General features: G+C 63.4%; 13 protein-coding genes and 1 tRNA gene. 8 read left to right on the top strand and 6 right to left on the bottom strand.

Going from position 1 to position 17,825, the window contains the following annotated elements:
* Positions 1-40 precede the first annotated feature (40 nt).
* The 5 genes from CHX26_RS12340 to CHX26_RS12320 all read left to right on the top strand — a co-directional run bounded on the left by CHX26_RS12340 (position 41) and on the right by CHX26_RS12320 (position 8,041).
* Complete coding sequence (locus CHX26_RS12340; RefSeq protein ID WP_104942625.1) at positions 41-1,498, top strand: DUF4139 domain-containing protein; 1,458 nt, start codon at positions 41-43, stop codon at positions 1,496-1,498.
* Positions 1,499-1,510: 12 nt separating this feature from the next.
* Entirely contained in the window at positions 1,511-3,148 is a 1,638-nt protein-coding gene (locus tag CHX26_RS12335; protein WP_146107734.1) for a DUF4139 domain-containing protein, read from the top strand.
* A gap of 131 nt (positions 3,149-3,279) precedes the next feature.
* On the top strand, positions 3,280-4,347 hold the full coding sequence (recA, locus tag CHX26_RS12330; RefSeq protein ID WP_104942623.1) for a recombinase RecA: 1,068 nt from the start codon (positions 3,280-3,282) through the stop codon (positions 4,345-4,347).
* Positions 4,348-4,616: 269 nt separating this feature from the next.
* Positions 4,617-7,286, top strand: a complete 2,670-nt coding sequence (alaS, locus tag CHX26_RS12325; RefSeq protein ID WP_104942622.1) for an alanine--tRNA ligase — start codon at positions 4,617-4,619, stop codon at positions 7,284-7,286.
* Positions 7,283-8,041 carry an energy transducer TonB gene (locus tag CHX26_RS12320; RefSeq protein ID WP_104942621.1) on the top strand — a complete coding sequence of 253 codons (759 nt, stop codon included), beginning with the start codon at positions 7,283-7,285 and terminating at the stop codon, positions 8,039-8,041. Before alaS ends, CHX26_RS12320 begins: the two co-directional genes overlap by 4 nt.
* On the opposite strand, the gene CHX26_RS12315 is transcribed toward CHX26_RS12320, so the two are convergent.
* From CHX26_RS12315 to cpdR, 4 genes are all read right to left on the bottom strand, one after another.
* Positions 8,038-9,807 carry a cation:proton antiporter domain-containing protein gene (locus CHX26_RS12315; protein WP_104942620.1) on the bottom strand — a complete coding sequence of 590 codons (1,770 nt, stop codon included), beginning with the start codon at positions 9,805-9,807 and terminating at the stop codon, positions 8,038-8,040. The genes CHX26_RS12320 and CHX26_RS12315 overlap by 4 nt on opposite strands.
* A gap of 108 nt (positions 9,808-9,915) precedes the next feature.
* Positions 9,916-11,139, bottom strand: coding sequence for an NADP-dependent isocitrate dehydrogenase (locus CHX26_RS12310; protein WP_104942619.1), 1,224 nt, complete (start codon positions 11,137-11,139; stop codon positions 9,916-9,918).
* A gap of 217 nt (positions 11,140-11,356) precedes the next feature.
* Positions 11,357-11,431 (bottom strand) — tRNA-Val (locus tag CHX26_RS12305).
* A 92-nt stretch (positions 11,432-11,523) separates the two neighbouring features.
* Entirely contained in the window at positions 11,524-11,913 is a 390-nt protein-coding gene (gene cpdR, locus CHX26_RS12300) for a cell cycle two-component system response regulator CpdR (RefSeq protein ID WP_104942618.1), read from the bottom strand.
* Between the two features lie 140 nt (positions 11,914-12,053).
* Between cpdR and CHX26_RS12295 the strand changes: the two genes are divergently transcribed.
* Positions 12,054-13,037: an N-formylglutamate amidohydrolase gene (locus CHX26_RS12295; RefSeq protein ID WP_104942617.1), complete on the top strand. Its 984-nt coding sequence runs from the start codon at positions 12,054-12,056 to the stop codon at positions 13,035-13,037.
* Positions 13,038-13,136: 99 nt separating this feature from the next.
* On the opposite strand, the gene CHX26_RS12290 is transcribed toward CHX26_RS12295, so the two are convergent.
* Together CHX26_RS12290 and CHX26_RS12285 are read right to left on the bottom strand one after the other, a co-directional pair.
* Positions 13,137-13,931 (bottom strand): SapC family protein, encoded by a 795-nt coding sequence (locus tag CHX26_RS12290; RefSeq protein ID WP_104942616.1) that lies wholly within the window; start codon positions 13,929-13,931, stop codon positions 13,137-13,139.
* A gap of 109 nt (positions 13,932-14,040) precedes the next feature.
* Positions 14,041-15,510 carry an FAD-binding oxidoreductase gene (locus CHX26_RS12285; protein WP_104942615.1) on the bottom strand — a complete coding sequence of 490 codons (1,470 nt, stop codon included), beginning with the start codon at positions 15,508-15,510 and terminating at the stop codon, positions 14,041-14,043.
* A 172-nt stretch (positions 15,511-15,682) separates the two neighbouring features.
* Between CHX26_RS12285 and CHX26_RS12280 the strand changes: the two genes are divergently transcribed.
* Entirely contained in the window at positions 15,683-16,273 is a 591-nt protein-coding gene (locus CHX26_RS12280; RefSeq protein WP_104942614.1) for a hypothetical protein, read from the top strand.
* A 144-nt stretch (positions 16,274-16,417) separates the two neighbouring features.
* Positions 16,418-17,824 carry a DEAD/DEAH box helicase gene (locus CHX26_RS12275; protein WP_104942613.1) on the top strand — a complete coding sequence of 469 codons (1,407 nt, stop codon included), beginning with the start codon at positions 16,418-16,420 and terminating at the stop codon, positions 17,822-17,824.
* Position 17,825: the final 1 nt, after the last annotated feature.

Below are 17,825 nucleotides of genomic sequence, written 5' to 3'. Positions count from 1 at the left end.
AGCCACCGGGTGCGGGGTATCGACAGCGGCGTTGACTGCGATGGGACTGGCGGCAGCCGCAATGGCCCAGAGCGCGCCCGCTTCCGATGCGAGCGCGTCCCAATCCGCGCAGGGCGATGTTGCGCTGACGATCTACAACAGCGATCTCGCCCTCGTGCAGGATGTGCGCCAGATCGCCATTGCCCAGGGACGCAGCCGCGTCGAGTTTCCCGATGTCTCGGCCCGTATTCAGCCCGAAACCCTGAGCTTTGCTGCGGCCAACACCACCATCATCGAACAGAATTTCGATTACGATCTGCTCACGCCTGAAAAGCTGATGGAAAAGGCGGTAGGGCAGACTGTCACCCTGCTGCGCACCAACCCTGCGACCGGCGCTGAAACCCGCGAACGCGCCAAGGTTCTGTCTGTCGCGGGCGGCGTGGTGATCCAGATCGGCGAGCGGATCGAGGTGCTGCGCGACGATGGCCTGCCGGTGCGCGTCATCTTTGACCGTGTGCCGCCGGGCCTGCGCGCCCGGCCGACGCTGTCGGTCAATCTCGATTCCGCGCGCGGTGGCACCCGTCCGGTCAACCTGCGCTATCTCACCCGCGGTCTGAGCTGGAGCGCGGATTACGTCGCGCTCTACAATGAAAGCGCCGGCACCATCGACATGCAGGGCTGGGTGACGCTCGAAAATTCCACCGGCACCACTTTCCAAAATGCCGACACCGTGCTGGTTGCAGGCAATCCCAATAATGGCGGACGCGGCAGTTACAGCCAGCGCGGCATGACCCGCGCCGGAACCGAGGCTTCTGACCGGGAGCGGCTCGGCGATTTCTATCTCTACCCGATCAGCGGGCGCACGACGATCGCCGACAATCAGATGAAGCAGGTCAGCTTCCTCGATGTGCAGGGCGTTGCCGCGCGCAAGATCTATGCGCGCGAAGTCTATTGGCAGCAGAATGACCGCGAACCGCAGAATGTTGAAAGCCGCATCGCCTTCTCGACCGCGCGCGATCAGGGCCTCGGCGATGCGCTCCCGGCTGGCACGGTGCGTTTCTATCAGCGCGACAGCGAAGGCACGCCGCAGTTCATCGGTGAGAAGTCCATCGGCCACACCCCGATGGGCAGCGACCTTTCGCTGGTGACGGGCGAGGCCTTCGACATCACGATCAAGGCCGAGGTCGAGAAGCGCGAGACCATCACTGCCACCGAATGGGAAAAGAGCGCCCGTTACCGCGTGGTCGAAGGCGGCAAGACGCGCGAGGTCACCATCGAGCGGCCCAAGACCTATTACCGCACCACGATGCGCTACACCCTCACCAATGCGAAGAGCGCGCCGGTAGACGTGCAGCTCATCCAGTCGGGGCTCAATCGCAGCTGGTGGGCCGACGATTTCCGCGTCACTGCCGAGGACATCAAGGGCGAACAGATGAATGCCGACCGGCGGCGCTATACCATCCCCGTCCCCGCCGAAGGAGAGCGGGTGATCCGCGTGACCTTCGAAACCCGCTACTGAGGGGCTGGAGTGATGCGGTGCGCCGCAATCTTGCTGTCGGGTGCGGCTATGCTCGCAACGCCGCTCGCCGCGCGCGAGGTGGTGGATGCCTCGCCCCCTGTCGATCTTGCTGTCACGATCTACCGCGATCCTGATCGCAGTGCGGACGTGGCCCTCGATGCGGATAACCCGCGCGGCCTTGCGATGATTTCCGAAACCCGCCGGGTCACCCTGCCCAAGGGCGAATCGACCATCCGTTTCGAAGGCGTGGCCGAAGGCATGATCGGCGTTTCGGCGATCGTCACCGGCCTTCCCGGCGGGACGATCGAGAAAAACCGCAACGCACAGATCCTCTCACCCGCTGCGCTGGTTGACGGCACGCTCGGCAACCGGGTGACGATCACGCGAACCAATCCCGCCACCGGCGAGCGGGTTAGCGAAAGCGCAGTGGTGCGCACCGGCGCCAATCGCGGCTTGGTGCTCCAGACCAGTCAGGGCTTCGAAGCGGTGCGCTGCGCCGGACTGCCCGAAACCCTGACCTTCGACCGCGTCCCTGCCGGGCTATCGGCAAGCCCGGTGTTCTCGGTCGACACCCGTTCAGCCGAAGGCGGCACCCATGAGGTAACACTCACCTACCTTGCATGGGGCTTCGACTGGCAGGCCGACTACGTCGCCACGATGACAGACAAGCGCAGCGGCGGGGAATTCGAGCTGGGATTGATGAGCTGGCTTTCGCTGGTCAACGACAACGGGCAGAGTTTCGACAACGCCCGGCTGCAGGTCATCGCCGGGCAGCTCAATCTTGAAAGCGATTACGAGAGTCTGGCCGATCCGCCCGAGGCGCGCGGGCTCTATCTCAACTGCTATCCGATCGGCAGCACGGCGGCAGGTTCCGAAGTGCAGGATTATCTTCCCGTGCCACCGCCGCCCCCGCCGATGGCCTATGCGCCTGCGCCCGCCGAGATGATCACGGTCACCGGCGCGCGCATGAAGGCGGCCGACATGATGGAATCGGCACCAGCCGTGATAACCGCCGAGGAGGAAGACCTCGGCGATCTGAAGCTGTTCCGCGTGCCCGGCCGCGTCGATGTCTCGGCCAAGGGGATGAAGCAGGTCGCCTTTCTCGATAAGGACGCAGTCAAGGCGCGCTATCTTTATCAGGCGGGATGCAATCCTTGGTCGAGCGTCGATCAGCAGGATGAGGAGCCCCTGCCTGCCAGCCTGCTGCTGGTGACCAAGAACGAAGACAGGAAAGGCCTCGGCATCGCCATGCCGCAAGGCGCGATGACAGTTTACGAGCCGAGGTCCGGGTCAGTTGGGCGCGGCCCGCAATTCGCCGCGCGCACGACCTTGCGCGATTATGCGCGTGGGCAGGATGTCGAGCTTGATCTGGGAGCCAGCGCGCAGGTCTTCGTCCGCTGCGGCACCTTGGGCGAGGGCGAACCCGGGAAAGCAAAGGGCGCGTGGACACCAATGCGTGCGAGCCTCACCAACGCCAACCCGCACCCGGTCACCCTGCGCCTGCAACTGGGCTGGGCCGGCCGATACGACATCCGCTTTCCGGGTGCCAAGGTCGACGTGAAGAACGGCTATCAGACAGTCGAAGTCATCATCCCCGCTAATGGCACGCGCAGCATCGACTGGCGCCTGCGCGAAGCAACAGGCGGGTAGGGACCCCTCGCTAGTCCGCCTGAAGAAATTTTTCGTTCCCTACTTGTTCCATGAGAACAAATGCGATACATGGCTGCCATGGGCGGCGGAAAACTCCGTGTTGCCCCTAGGCAAGCGAAGGAGCGCATGCGATGGCTACCCAATTGAAATTGGTCGAAGAGGACAGGAAAGCCGTGGATCGTCAGAAGGCTCTTGAAGCCGCGCTTGCACAGATTGACCGTGCGTTCGGAAAGGGTTCGGCAATGAAGCTGGGCTCGAAGGAAGCGATGCAGGTCGAAGCCATTTCGACGGGCTCGCTGGGGCTGGACATTGCCCTCGGGATCGGTGGCCTGCCGCGCGGCCGGGTGATTGAAGTCTACGGCCCGGAAAGCTCAGGGAAAACCACGCTGGCGCTGCATGTCATTGCCGAAGCGCAGAAGATGGGCGGCACGGCGGCTTTCGTGGACGCCGAACACGCGCTTGATCCGGTCTATGCCAAGAAGCTTGGCGTCGACATTGACGAACTGATCGTCTCGCAGCCCGATACCGGCGAACAGGCGCTGGAAATCACCGATACGCTGGTGCGATCGAACGCGATCGATGTGCTGGTGGTCGATTCGGTCGCAGCGCTGGTGCCGCGTGCGGAGATCGAAGGCGAGATGGGCGATTCGCATGTGGGCCTGCAAGCCCGCCTGATGAGCCAGTCCCTTCGCAAGCTGACCGGTTCGATCAGCCGCTCGCGCTGCATGGTGATTTTCATCAACCAGCTGCGCATGAAGATCGGGGTGATGTACGGCAACCCGGAAACCACCACCGGCGGCAATGCGCTCAAGTTCTATGCCTCGGTTCGGCTCGACATCCGCCGCACCGGGCAGATCAAGGATCGTGACGAGATCATCGGTAACGCAACCCGCGTGAAGGTGGTCAAGAACAAGGTCGCCCCGCCGTTCAAGCAGGTCGAATTCGACATCATGTATGGCGAGGGCATTTCCAAGATCGGCGAGATCCTCGATCTCGGGGTCAAAGCCGGGCTGGTCGAAAAGTCGGGAAGCTGGTTCTCCTATGATTCGATCCGCATCGGGCAGGGACGTGAAAACGCCAAGACCTACCTCAAGGAAAATCCTGAAGTTTGTGACCGGTTGGAAGCTGCAATCCGCAGCCGCACCGACGAGGTCGCCGGGGAGATGATGACCGGGCCGGACGCGGACTCGGACGACTGATCCTCAAGCGGGCGTCATCGCTGCTGGAATGTCCCGTTCCCGCAGCTGTCCCACCGATGCCCGGAAACCCGGAACGCCGGCGTGTGCTTCTCCCCATAGCGCGCGCCGGCCTTTCGCGTTTTCAGGGGGTGGTTCGGGGCGGATTGCCCGGAACCTGAGGTGGCCTTGCCAGCGTCTGCCCCCGGTTAGACCCCCACCAGACCCCGGCTAAAATGCCCTTTTTGCGCGGCGCATTGCGAAACCCGCGCGCTTTGCCTAACTGCACGGCCATGACTTCGACGAACGAAATCCGCCGCTCCTTCCTCGATTACTTCAGCAAGGCCGGCCACACCGCCACGCCGAGCGCGCCGCTCGTGCCGTACAACGATCCGACGCTGATGTTCGTCAACGCCGGGATGGTGCCGTTCAAGAACGTCTTTACCGGGCTCGAAACCCCGGTCTCGCCGCGTGCCGCATCCTCGCAGAAATGCGTGCGTGCCGGGGGCAAGCACAATGATCTCGATAATGTCGGCTATACTGCACGGCATCATACATTCTTTGAAATGCTGGGGAATTTTTCCTTCGGCGACTATTTCAAGGAAGAAGCGATTACCCATGCCTGGACCCTGCTGACCAAGGAGTGGGGCCTGCCCAAGGACAAGCTCACCATTACGGTCTACCATACGGATGACGAAGCCGCTGGCCTCTGGAAGCGTATCGCGGGGTTGCCTGACGACCGCATCATCCGCATTCCCACCTCGGACAATTTCTGGTCGATGGGCGACACCGGCCCGTGCGGGCCTTGCTCGGAGATCTTCTACGATCATGGCGATCACATCTTCGGCGGCCCTCCCGGCAGCCCGGATGAAGATGGGGATCGCTTCGTCGAGATCTGGAATCTCGTGTTCATGCAATACGAGCAACAGGCCGACGGCACCCGCCGCGACTTGCCCAAGCCCTCGATCGATACCGGCATGGGCATCGAACGCATCGCGGCTGTGCTGCAGGGCGTGCATGACAACTACGATACTGACACCTTCAAGGCACTGATTGCTGCGTCGGAGGGTCTGACCGGTGTCGCCGCGCAAGGCGATTCTGCCGCCTCGCACCGCGTGATTGCTGATCACCTGCGTTCGACCAGCTTCCTGATGGCTGACGGGGTTCTGCCCTCCAACGAAGGGCGCGGTTATGTGCTGCGGCGGATCATGCGCCGCGCCATGCGTCATGCGCACCTGCTGGGGGCCTCGGAGCCTTTGATGCACCGCCTCGTCCCCGCGCTCGTCACCGAGATGGGGTCGGCCTATCCCGAGCTCGTGCGTGGCCAGGCTCTGATCCAGGAAGTGCTCGAACGCGAGGAAACCCAGTTCCGCCGCACACTCGACAAGGGTTTGAAGTTGCTGGACGAGGCGACGGGCGATCTGAGCGACGGTGCCGAACTTGACGGGGAAATCGCGTTCCGCCTCTACGACACTTACGGCTTCCCCTATGACCTTACCGAGGACGCGCTGCGCGCCCGCGGCATCGGGGTCGACAAAACCGGCTTTGACGCCGCGATGGCCCGCCAGAAGGCCGCCGCCCGCGCTGCCTGGAAGGGCAGTGGCGAGGCGGCTTCGGGCGAAGTCTGGTTCGACATCGCTGAGCGCGAAGGCGCGACCGAATTCACCGGTTATGCATCGACCAGCGGTGAGGGGCGGATTGTTGCCATCGTAAAGGCCGGGGCCGAAGTTGCCAGCGCAGCTGCGGGTGATGAGGTCGTGATCCTGACCAACCAGACGCCCTTCTACGGTGAAAGCGGCGGCCAGACTGGCGATGCTGGAACGATGGCGAGCCAAGCCGGGTTGAAGGCGACTGTCACCGATACCGCCAAGCCGCTTGGGCGGCTGCACGCGCATCATGTGCGTATCGATGCGGGTGCGGTGGCGGTGGGTGACACGGTCGAGCTCAAGGTCGATGCCGAGCGGCGTGACCGGATCCGCGCAAACCATTCGGCGACACACCTGGTCCATGCCGCGCTCAGGAACCGTCTCGGCGGCCATGTGACGCAGAAGGGCTCGATGGTTGCGGCTGATCGCCTCCGGTTCGATTTCTCGCACCCGGTCGCGCTTACGCCCGAGGATATCGCAGCGATCGAATCTGAGGTGAATGCCGAAATTCGCGCCAATGAAGCGGTTTCGACCCGGCTTATGACCCCTGACGATGCCGTCGCCGCGGGCGCGCTGGCGCTGTTCGGCGAGAAGTATGGTGACGAGGTTCGGGTGCTCGCCATGGGCCGCGCGGGCAAGGAAGGGCGCAACTACTCGGTCGAGCTGTGCGGCGGGACCCATGTGCGCGCCACAGGCGATATCGGCATCTTCCGCATCGTCTCTGAAAGCGCCGTCTCATCGGGCGTGCGCCGGATCGAAGCGATGACAGGGGAGGGTGCGCGCCAGTGGCTTGTTGGCCGCGAAGAGGCGCTCAAGACTGCCGCTGGCGTGATCCGCGCGACTCCCGAGGAAGTCCCGGCCCGTCTCGCTGCATTGATGGACGAGCGCAAGCGGCTCGAAAGGGAACTGGCCGAGGCAAAGAAGGCGCTGGCGCTGAGCGGGGGCGGCACAGGCGGAGCAGCCGCGAGCGCTGACGAGACCGTCGCGGGCGTCACCTTCAGCGGGCAGGTGCTCGAAGGGCTCGATCCGAAGGAATTGCGCCCCCTGCTCGATGCGGCCAAGCAGCGCATGGGCAGCGGCATCGCTGTGCTTATCGCGGTGAATGACGGCAAGGCGAGCATCGCCGCGGCAGTGACCGATGATCTGACCGGCCGCTTCAGTGCTGTCGATCTGGTTCGCGCCGGGGTCGAGGCGCTCGGTGGCAAGGGGGGCGGTGGAAGGCCCGACATGGCGCAGGGCGGCGGGCCGGACGGTAGCAAGGCTTCCGATGCACTGGCGGCGGTAAAGGCCGCGCTGGTGGCGCAGCCTGCCGAATGATCGCGATCCTGCGCGGTCTGGCAGCAATCGCCACTTTGGCGGCGGGATGTCAGGTTGCAGCGCAGGAACCGCGTGAAGTCATCTTTGAAGGCGAGACTTTCGATGTCACCGGCGCAGGTGTTCTCGATCTCGGAATTCTAGACGATGTTCTCATGCCCCATCGCAGCGCCTTTCGTCAGGGTCGCGAACGGCTTGGCGTAGACCTGACGATCGGTGCCGACGGTGTCGTGCAGGGATGCCGGTTCGATGCCCTTTCCACCCTTCAGGCGGCAGGCAGGGCGCTGTGCGAACAGGCGCTGCGGCTTGGGCGGTTCCGGCAATATCCGGGTCTTGTTCTCGATTACACGCGGGCCACCTATCGGTTGAGCATTCGCAGTCGCAAGGATAAGCCCACCAAAGGCGAGGCGACGTTTCGGGCGTCGATCGGCTATCCGCTGGAACGACAGCAGGTGCTGTTCGGCACCTATCCGACCCCGCCGGAAAACGAGCGATTGAACCTTGCCGATCTCGATCATCGCTCGATGAGTTATCCGCGCGAAGCCCTCGAAAATGCGATCGAGGCACGTGTGGTGGTTGCCATAAGCTTCGATGCGCAAGGCGCTGTGGCAAGCTGTCGTCCGGTGCGGTCGAGCAATACGGCGCGGATTGCCTATGATACCTGCATTGCGGCGCAGCGCGCCTTCGCCTTGCGCAATCCGCCCGATGCCCGACCCTATGTCTGGGTCGCTCAATGGGTACTTGCGGACAATCCTTAGCCTGCTGACAGGTTTGACGTGCGCAGCTTCGGCTTTTCGCTGAGGCCACCGTCCCGTTCGAGCTGTTCGCGGAATTCGTCGCGCTTTTCGTGGATGCTGGCGATCACGGGGCCCATGGCGACGCCAATATCGACCAGCACGGCCTCGGAGAGCTGGAGTGAGCTTTCGAGTGTTTCCGGCACGGCATGGCTGGCGCCTGCACGGTAGAGCGCGGCGGCGTGATCGGTATCGCGCGCGCGGGCGACGATCAGAAGCTCGGGATGCTCCCGCCTCAGCTTGCTCACCAGGCGCTGGGCAAGCACCGGTTCGTCCATCGTCAGCACCACTGCGGGCGCATCAGACACGCCCAGCCTCGTCAGCGCATCCCCGCGTGCCGCATCGCCGAAGGTGGCGCGGTAACCTTCGCGCTTGGCATTGTCGATCAGATCGGGGTTCGAATCGATCATTACGTAGGGCTTGCCATGAGTGTGCATCATCTCGGCAACCAGTCGCCCGACGCGCCCTCCTCCGACAATGATGGTTCGCGGCTCGTCGCTGTCGTCTCCACCCGGTACCTGCGGCGCCCCATCGACACGGCGGGCGAGCACTGCGCCAAGCTTGGCGAGCAATGGCGTGATGGTCAGGCCGATGGCGGTTACCGTCTGCCAGAACCGCGCGGTCTCGATGTCGAGCACCAGTGCGCTGGTGGCTGCGGCAAGGATGATCAGCGTAGTTTCGGATGGCGAGGCCATGAGCACACCGGTTTCCGCCGCAGTCCCGCGCCTTGCCCCCATCAGCCGCAGCAGAACGCCCGTGACCAGCGCCTTGAATACCAGAACGCCAACCACTGCCAGGGTCAGAGCGCCAATCTGCGCGCCGATTGCCACGAGGTTGATACTCATGCCGACCGTGATCAGGAATACCCCCAGAGCCAGCCCCTTGAACGGCTCCATGATGAGCTCGACTTCCGTGTGATATTCGGTCTCGGCAATCAGGAGCCCGGCAATCAACGCGCCCACGATCGGGGAAAGGCCCACCAGCGCGGTCGCAAGGCTCGCGCCGATCACCACCAGCAGCGAGGCGGCAAGGAACAGTTCCGGGCTCTTGGTGCGCGCGGCCTGTGCGAACAGGCGGGGAAGGGCAACGCGGCCCACCACCAGCAGCACCGCAATCACAAGGCCGCCCTGCCACAGGGTCGTGACCAGGCCTTCCCAGCCATCGCCCTGCGCATTGGGGGCCAGCGCGCCGAGGATGAAGATGATCGGGACGATCATGATGTCCTCGAACAACAGCATCGACAGCGCCGCGCGCCCTACCGGTGTGCGGGTACCAGAGATCGGCAGCACGATCGCAGTTGACGAAAATGCCAGCGCAAACCCCAGTGCCAGCGCCCCTGTGAAGGTCATGCTGCCTGCAAATCCGACGAAGGCTGCAAGCGAGGCGCCGATGATCAGCACTTCAAGCGCGCCAAGGCCAAACACCAGCTTGCGCATCTGCCAGAGGCGGTTGAACGACAGCTCAAGCCCGATCGCGAACAGCAGCAGCACGATGCCGAAATCGGCAAATGGGGTAAGCGATTCCGGGTCGCTGATCGTTACGAAGTAAAGCCAAGGTATTCGTTCGACCAGTGAGCCGAGGCCATAGGGGCCGACAAGCACACCGATCAGGATGAAGCCGATGATGGGCGTAATCCGGAAACGCGCGAAGACAGGAATGACGATCCCGGCGGCACCCAGGATCACCAGCGCATCGGACAGGAACGGAGAGAGGGTCAGTTCGCCAGCCACTTAGCGGGCTTAACGCGCGAAGGACGCACTGTCACCAACAGCTTGCACAACAAAAAAAGCCGGGCGGACCGTTTGACCCACCCGGCTTTTGATGCTGTCAGAAAGAGATCAGGCCCAGCTGGCCATTTCCTTTTCTAGGTTCTGGACGATGGTCTCGAAGAACTGCTCGGTGGTCTGCCATGCTTGCCCCGGGCCGATGAGCAGGGCGAGGTCCTTGGTCATGTAGCCCTTTTCCACGGTCTCGATGCAGACGCGCTCAAGCGTTTCGGCGAACTTCACCACATCGGGCGTGCCGTCGAACTTGCCGCGATACATCAGCCCACGGGTCCAGGCGAAGATCGAGGCGATCGGGTTGGTCGAGGTCGCCTTGCCTTGCTGGTGCTGGCGGTAGTGGCGGGTGACGGTGCCGTGGGCGGCTTCGGCCTCCACGGTCTTGCCGTCCGGGGTCATCAGCACCGAGGTCATAAGGCCCAATGAGCCGAACCCTTGCGCCACGGTGTCGGACTGCACGTCGCCGTCGTAGTTCTTGCACGCCCACACGAACTTGCCGCTCCACTTCAGGGCCGAAGCGACCATGTCGTCGATCAGGCGGTGTTCGTAGACGATGCCCTTTTCCTTGAACTTCTCGGCGAAGCCCTCGGTGTCGAACACTTCCTGGAACAGGTCCTTGAAGCGCCCGTCATAGGCCTTCATGATCGTGTTCTTGGTGGAGAGGTAGACCGGCCAGCCGAGGTTGAGGCCGTAGTTGAAGCTGGCGCGGGCGAAATCGCGGATCGAATCGTCGAGGTTGTACATCGCCATCGCCACACCGGCGCTGGGGAAATCGAACACGTCGAGGTCGATCTTGGTGCCATCCTCACCGTCGAACACGAGCCGCAGCTTACCGGGGCCAGGGATCAGGGTGTCGGTGGCGCGGTACTGGTCGCCAAAGGCATGACGGCCGACCACGATAGGATCGGTCCAGCCCGGAACGAGGCGCGGCACGTTGTCGATCACGATCGGCTCGCGGAAGACGACGCCGCCCAAGATGTTGCGGATCGTGCCGTTGGGGCTCTTCCACATCTTCTTGAGGCTGAATTCCTCGACGCGCTGTTCGTCGGGGGTGATGGTCGCGCACTTTACGCCCACGCCATACTGCTTGATCGCGTTGGCGGAATCGATCGTCACCTGATCGTCGGTCGCATCACGGTTCTCGATCGACAGGTCGTAATACTTCAGATCGATGTCGAGATAGGGCAGGATCAGCCTTTCGCGGATCCACTGCCAGATGATGCGGGTCATCTCGTCGCCATCAAGTTCGACGACGGGGTTGGCGACTTTGATTTTGTCCATGTGTGTTGCCCTATCCTTCTTGCCCCGTCTCTTGCGAGGCTGTGCGTGATCGACAGGAAGCTGTGTAAGATCCCGCGGGGGCTTTAGCAGAGGAGGGCAGGCTTGCAAGCGCGCAGGGCTGCGAATGAAACGCAACAGCCATTGCGCTGGATGCAGGCACGAAAAAGCCCGCTGAAACCAGCGGGCTGGGACGGCTCAACGACCGTCAATCATCCAATGGTGGGCGTAGCAAGGATTGAACTTGCGACCCCTACGATGTCAACATAGTGCTCTACCACTGAGCTATACGCCCACACCATCGGATCGGCGCCCCAAGCGGGGCGGAGGCGGCCCTTAACGCAGCACCGCAAAAGGTGCAAGCGATTCGCGCCGTCCTGTGATGGCTCAGGCCCGCGCTTCGCCGGCTTCCTCGAACACCCGCTCCACTTCAAGGACAAGGTCGCGCAGGTGGAACGGTTTCGACAGCACCCGCGCAGCCGGCTGTTCGCGGCTGGCCCGCAGGGACACCGCAGCGAAGCCGGTGATGAACATCACCTTGGTGCGCGGCGAGATTTCGGCGCAGCGCTGGGCCAACTCGATCCCGTCCATTTCGGGCATCACGATATCCGAAAGCAGGAGATCGAAGTCGCCTTCTTCAAGCAGCGGCACGGCGTCCGTCCCGCGGTCGACCGCGCTCACTTCGTAGCCGGCATTCACGAGCGCGCGCTCAAGATAAGCGCGCATGGCGTCTTCGTCTTCGGCGAGCAGAATTCGGGGAGTGCGTGTCGCTGTCATGGCCCCGGCTTTAGCAGGCGCGGCTTAAGAAATCCCTGTCCCTGCGGTGAAATGCACCCGGAGCGGTCTGGCTTGCAGGAGTGACTTGCGAGGATAAGGCTTTGACAGAGGTTCGCAAAGGCGGCAGCAAGGGGCCTCCGATGCCTCCAGTCAATCGCTCCCTGCCGGATTCTGCCGCCAATGTCCGCACTGCAGTAAGCGGCGGACAAGTGCCGGGGTTGGGCAGCGCCCCGGCCTTCACGTTGACAGTGCCGCCCCGGCTTAGCCTTCCTGTCCTTGTCGCAGTGCCGCACGCAGGACGGACCTATCCGCCGGCGGTGACGGCACGGATGCGCGATCCCGACCTTGCCCAGTTGCGGCTGGAGGATCGTCATGTTGACCGGCTCGGCGTGGCAATTGCGCGTGAAACCGGCGCGGCGCTTCTGGTCGCCCACGCACCGCGTGCGCTGCTCGACCTTAACCGGGCGGAAGACGATATTGATTGGGACATGGTCGAAGGTGGCAAGCCCAGGGATTTTCCCTCTGCCGATCCGGGCCAGCGAGGCAATGCCCGTGCGCGCAGTGGGTTGGGGCTTGTGCCCCGCCGCCTTCCAGGGTCCGGCGAGATCTGGCGCGGGCGGCTCGGACCGGCTGAGCTTGCGGCGCGGATTGAAGGCATCCACCGCGCCTATCATCAAACGCTTGCGGCACAACTGGCACGGATCCGCGCGCAGTGGGGCGTCGCGCTACTGATCGACCTCCATTCGATGCCGCCACTGCGTCCTGCCGAGGGTGAAATGCGCGCGCCGATCTTCGTGCTGGGCGACCGCTTTGGGGCGTCCTGCGACAACGTGCTGATGGGGCGAGCGCTGACCTATCTCGAAGGGCGCGGTGCGGCGGCGGCGCAGAACCGGCCCTATTCGGGCGGCTATGTGCTTGATCGCCATGGCGCGCCGCAGGACAGCGTCCATGCGATGCAGATCGAGGTATGCCGCGCGACCTACCTTGATCGTCATTTGACCGAGCCGGGTGCCGGACTGCCTGCTGTCGCCGCGATGCTTGCCGGTCTGGTGCGCGAACTTGGCGCGGAAGCCGCATTGCTGGCCGGCGGTGAGGACAATGGAATGCGGCAAGCGGCCGAATGAGCACGCAAGATCCAATGGAAAGCGGGCAGGCGACCTGAAGGCCAGCCTGCCCGCCGAGGTTTGTTCATGAACCGGGGCCGACGCGCGCCGGCCAAGCGGTCAGTTGATGGCCGGTGCGGGAGCGCCCTCGCTCGTCATCGGAACCTTGCCCTGCGCCATCTGGCGTTCAAACAGAGCGCGCATCAGGTTGAGCGAGAACAGGTGGGCATAGATCAGCATCAGCATGCCGTTCTTCGACAGCTCTTCCAGCTTTGCAGCAGGCAGTTCACGCAGCTTGTTTTCGTCCACCATCCGGAAACCGCGATAGACGAAAGGCTTGTCGGGCATGTCGTTACGGGTGATGGCAATTTCGCCGTCCATCATGATGTCGAGCTTGGCCAGCTCATCCATGAACAGCTTGGTGCGATGGCCAGCTTCCTCGAAGCGGCGGCAGAACTCGAGCACACCCTGAGTGTATTCAGTCGGCTGACCCTGTTCATCGAACAGCGCAAGGCCGTCTTCACGCTTGCCGAGCAGGCCCGAGGTCGGATCGAAGCACAGCGACATATCGTCGCTGGTCGGCTGCAGCTTGGCGAGGATGAAGGGGTAACGCCGCGCATAGGCCGGCAGGTAGACCGGAGCGTTGATCTTCATGTCTTCGCCAACGAAGGTGTTGACCCCTTCGTTAAGGCCGAACAGCACGATTGGCAGCGGGTTCTCGCCGGCCGTGAACACGATTGGGAAATCACGCTGGGCGTCCACGAATTCGTCGGTCGTCAGCGGCATCGCGTGGGTCGATGCGATGTAGGCTGCGTTCTCCAGCGTGCCGGCCTTCCAGTCGGCGTGGTCACGGCTGTTAAGCGGCAGGAGGTCGTTGTAGAACAACGGAAGTTGCGGTTGCGGCGCGCTGGCCATGGCGTGTCTCCAAAAAAGCCTGGTGATGGGTCCCCTCAGCGGAAAAGCGAGCGCCCCGCCGAAAGCGCGGCCCTTAGGCGTTTGCGCAAGGCCGCGCAAGCCGCGAGGGTCAGGCGACCGGAAGCGCGGGCAGGAGTTTCCCCGGATTGAGCAGGTTACCAGGATCAAGCGCCTGCTTGACCTGCCGCATCACCGCCAGCGCGACCGGATCATGAAGGCGGGCGAGTTCGTCCACTTTCATCTGCCCGATCCCATGTTCGGCGCTGATCGAACCGCCCCACTTGGTGACGAGGTCATAGACCTGCGCACTTACCGTCTTGCCATCGGCTTCTTCCCACACGCCGCGCACGGCACCTGCCGGGGCGAGGACGTGAAAGTGGACATTGCCGTCACCCAAATGCCCGAAAGCGACTGCGCGGGTGCCGGGATGAGCTTCCTCGATCGCCGGGGTGGCGGCAAGGATGAACTCGGGCATTGCCTCCACCGGAACTGAGATATCGTGCTGCATTGCCGGGCCAATGGCGCGTTCGGCGGCAGAAATCCCGTCACGCAGGGCCCAGAAGGCTTCGGCCTGGGTGTCGTTGGCAGCGAGCACGGCGTCGGCGATCAATCCATCATCTAGCGCGGCAGCGAGCCCGGCCTCCAGCGTCGCTGCGAGAGCGGTACTGTCCTTCGAGGGGGACACGCATTCGATCAAAGCGTTCCACGCATGACGCTCGGCGAGCGGTGCTCGGGCGCCGGGCTGGTGCGCGAGGACGCTGGCGAGGCAATGGGCAGGAACGACTTCGAAGCCCTCGAGCGTCTCGCCCAGAGCGCGTTCCATGCGCCTAAGAAGCGTGCGCGCCTCGACAATGCTGCCAAGACCCACCCACGCGGTTGCACGGCCGACAGGAGCCGGCAGCAGGCGCAGCCGCGCTGCGGTGACGATGCCGAGCGTGCCTTCCGACCCGATCAGCAGTTGTTTGAGGTCGAAGCCGCGGTTGTCCTTCTTGAGCGGGGTCATGAGATCAAGGACTTCGCCCGAGGCCAGCACCGCCTCCAGCCCCAGAACCTGCGCGCGCATGGTGCCGTGACGCAACACTTGTGTCCCGCCCGCATTGGTCGCAATCAGGCCGCCGATGGTCGCCGATCCCTTGCCGCCGAGCGTAAGCGGGAAGCGCATGCCGACTGTGTCAGCCGCTTCATGCAAAGACTGCAGGACAACGCCAGCCTCGCACACCACCTGGCCCGTTTCTGCGCAGAGGTCACGAAGCGCGTTCATCCGTCTGAGTGAGAGGATGATCGCGGTACCGGTGGTGTCTGGGGTTGCGCCGCCCGCCATTCCGCTATTGCCGCCCTGCGGCACGATCGGCACGCTATGTGCCGCGCACAGCCTCACCAGCGCCGCGACTTCCGTCGTCGAGGCTGGGGACGCGAGCGCCAGCGCCCGTCCGGTGTAGCGGCCCCGCCAGTCCGTCAGCCATGCGTCCATCCGGTCAGGATCGGTGGTAAGGCCGCGTGGCCCCAAAAGCTCTGTCGCTGCGGCAAGAAAGGCTTCGGCACTGGTCGCAGGGCAAGGAGGTGGGGTGGGGTGATTCATTGTGGCGTCAATGCCACACTCTTGCGTGATAATGCCACCCGTTTCCGTTGCAGCCGCTTCGCAGTTAAGCCACGGTTCAATTGCCGCTGCTAGGCCAGACCGTGCTGCTTGCGCGGCAAATGCACTTGTCGCAATCGCGGCACATCTGCCTGAAGAGTTCTCGTTCGTTGCCATGGACAGTCTGCTCGCCTTTGCTGCACCGCTTGCCCTTATGCTGCCTTTGGTAGCGGAAGGTGCCGATGTGCCAAAAGCCGTGCCTGCGCCGAGCATCGAACCGTCGTCAGCGGAGTCGGCTGTGCAGTTCGAAGCAGCATCGGCAGCACCGGAGGAGCCACCGCTCGTGAACCCGCTGTCCGCTCTGCGCGGAAGTGCCACCGCAAGGCAGGTGCGCATCGAACAACGCGTTGTCGTACGGATCGCGCCGGCTGCGCCCGCTGCGCGCCAGAACATGCTGGCCGAATTGCCTCAGCGGGCCTTGCCTTCGCGTTTCGAGGAAGCGCGCAAGGAAAAGTGCGTGCCGCTGGACAGAATTGCCGGGGTGCAGACCGGCAGCGGCAACCGGCTGGTGCTGTTCCTGCGCGATCAGCGGATGATCTCGGTCAATCTTGAAAAATCGTGCCACGCCCGTGACTTCTATTCGGGTTTCTATGTCGAAAAGAACAAGGATGGTCGGCTGTGTGCCGAACGTGACAAGCTTCATTCGCGTACCGGCGTGCGTTGCGACGTGGAAGTGATGCGTCATCTGGTCGCAGCAGGTAACTGATCATCCCGCCCGACACGGCGTGATTCCTTGACTTTTGCGAGCAATTGCGGGAAAGGCGCGGCGGCTTGGACGAGCGTTGCGCGCGCGCAAGGCCAGCAATCCCGGCAGCAACCATGCCCGCAATTCTCGGAAACCACACACCGCATGACTTTCGCCGATCTCGGCCTTTCGCCCGAATTGCTCCAAGCCGTCGAGGACGCGGGCTACACGACGCCGACCGCGATCCAGGCGCAGGCGATCCCGACGATCCTGATGATGAAGGATCTGATCGGCATTGCTCAGACCGGGACCGGCAAAACGGCGAGCTTCGTGTTGCCGATGATCGACGTGATGGCCGCCGGTCGCCGCCGCGCGCTGATGCCGCGATCGCTGATCCTTGAGCCGACGCGTGAGCTCGCAGCGCAGGTGGCCGAGAATTTCGAGAAATACGGCAAGAACCACGATCTCAAGATGGCGCTGCTTATCGGCGGCGTGCAGATGGGAGATCAGCTGAAGGCGCTTAGCGACGGGGTCGACGTGCTGATCGCCACGCCGGGTCGCCTTATGGACCTGTTCGAGCGCGGCAAGATCATGCTCAACGGCTGCGAATTGCTGGTGATCGACGAGGCGGACCGGATGCTCGACATGGGGTTCATCCCCGATATCGAGTTCATCTGCTCCAAGCTCCCCGAAACCCGCCAGACCATGCTGTTTTCGGCGACCATGCCCGCGCCGATCGAGAAGCTGGCGAAGAAGTTTCTGAGCAATCCGAAGCGGATCGAAACCGCCCGCGCAGCAACCACCAATGCCGACATCACCGCCTTCAAGGTGCCGGTCAAGGCGCGTTCGAAGCGCGAAACGCTGCGCTGGTTCCTTGAGAATGATCTGGTCGAAACCGCGATCATCTTCGCCAACCGCAAGACCACGGTGCGCGAGTTGAACCAGAGCCTCAACCGCCATGGTTTCCGTTCGAGCGAAATTCACGGCGACATGGACCAGTCTTCACGCCTGAAGGAGCTTGACCGGTTCAAGAAGGGCGAAGTCAACATCCTCGTCGCCTCCGACGTCGCAGCGCGCGGGCTGGACATCAAGGGGGTCTCCCACGTCTTCAATTTCGATACTCCGTGGCACCCGGACGATTACGTCCACCGCATCGGTCGCACGGGCCGCGCCGGAGCCAAGGGGCGCGCCTTCACCTTCGTCTCGGAAGAAGACGCTGAAGCCATCGCCAATGTCGAAAAACTGACCGGCGCGGCGATCAAGGTGTTCGGCAAGGAAGACGTGCGCGTTGATCTGAGCGAAGTGATCGCCAGGGCCGAAGCCGCGAAGGACGAGGCTCCCGCCGATGAAGCTAGCGAGGTACGCGCCGAACGTAAGCCGCGTCGCGCCCGCGAAGAGCGCTCTGTGCGCGAGGAACGCCCGCGCCGCGAAAAATCGGCCCCGCGCACCGATCGTGTTACCGCCAGCGACGACCGCAAACCGCGCCGCCGTTATCACGAGGATGACGAACCGGTTCCTGCTGGCGAATGGAACGGCCCGCGACCGAGTTTTCTCGATGTTGGTTTTGGCTGAA

Source organism: Porphyrobacter sp. HT-58-2 (genome assembly GCF_002952215.1).
GTDB lineage: Bacteria > Pseudomonadota > Alphaproteobacteria > Sphingomonadales > Sphingomonadaceae > Erythrobacter.
This window is presented reverse-complemented; position numbering and strand designations above follow the sequence as displayed.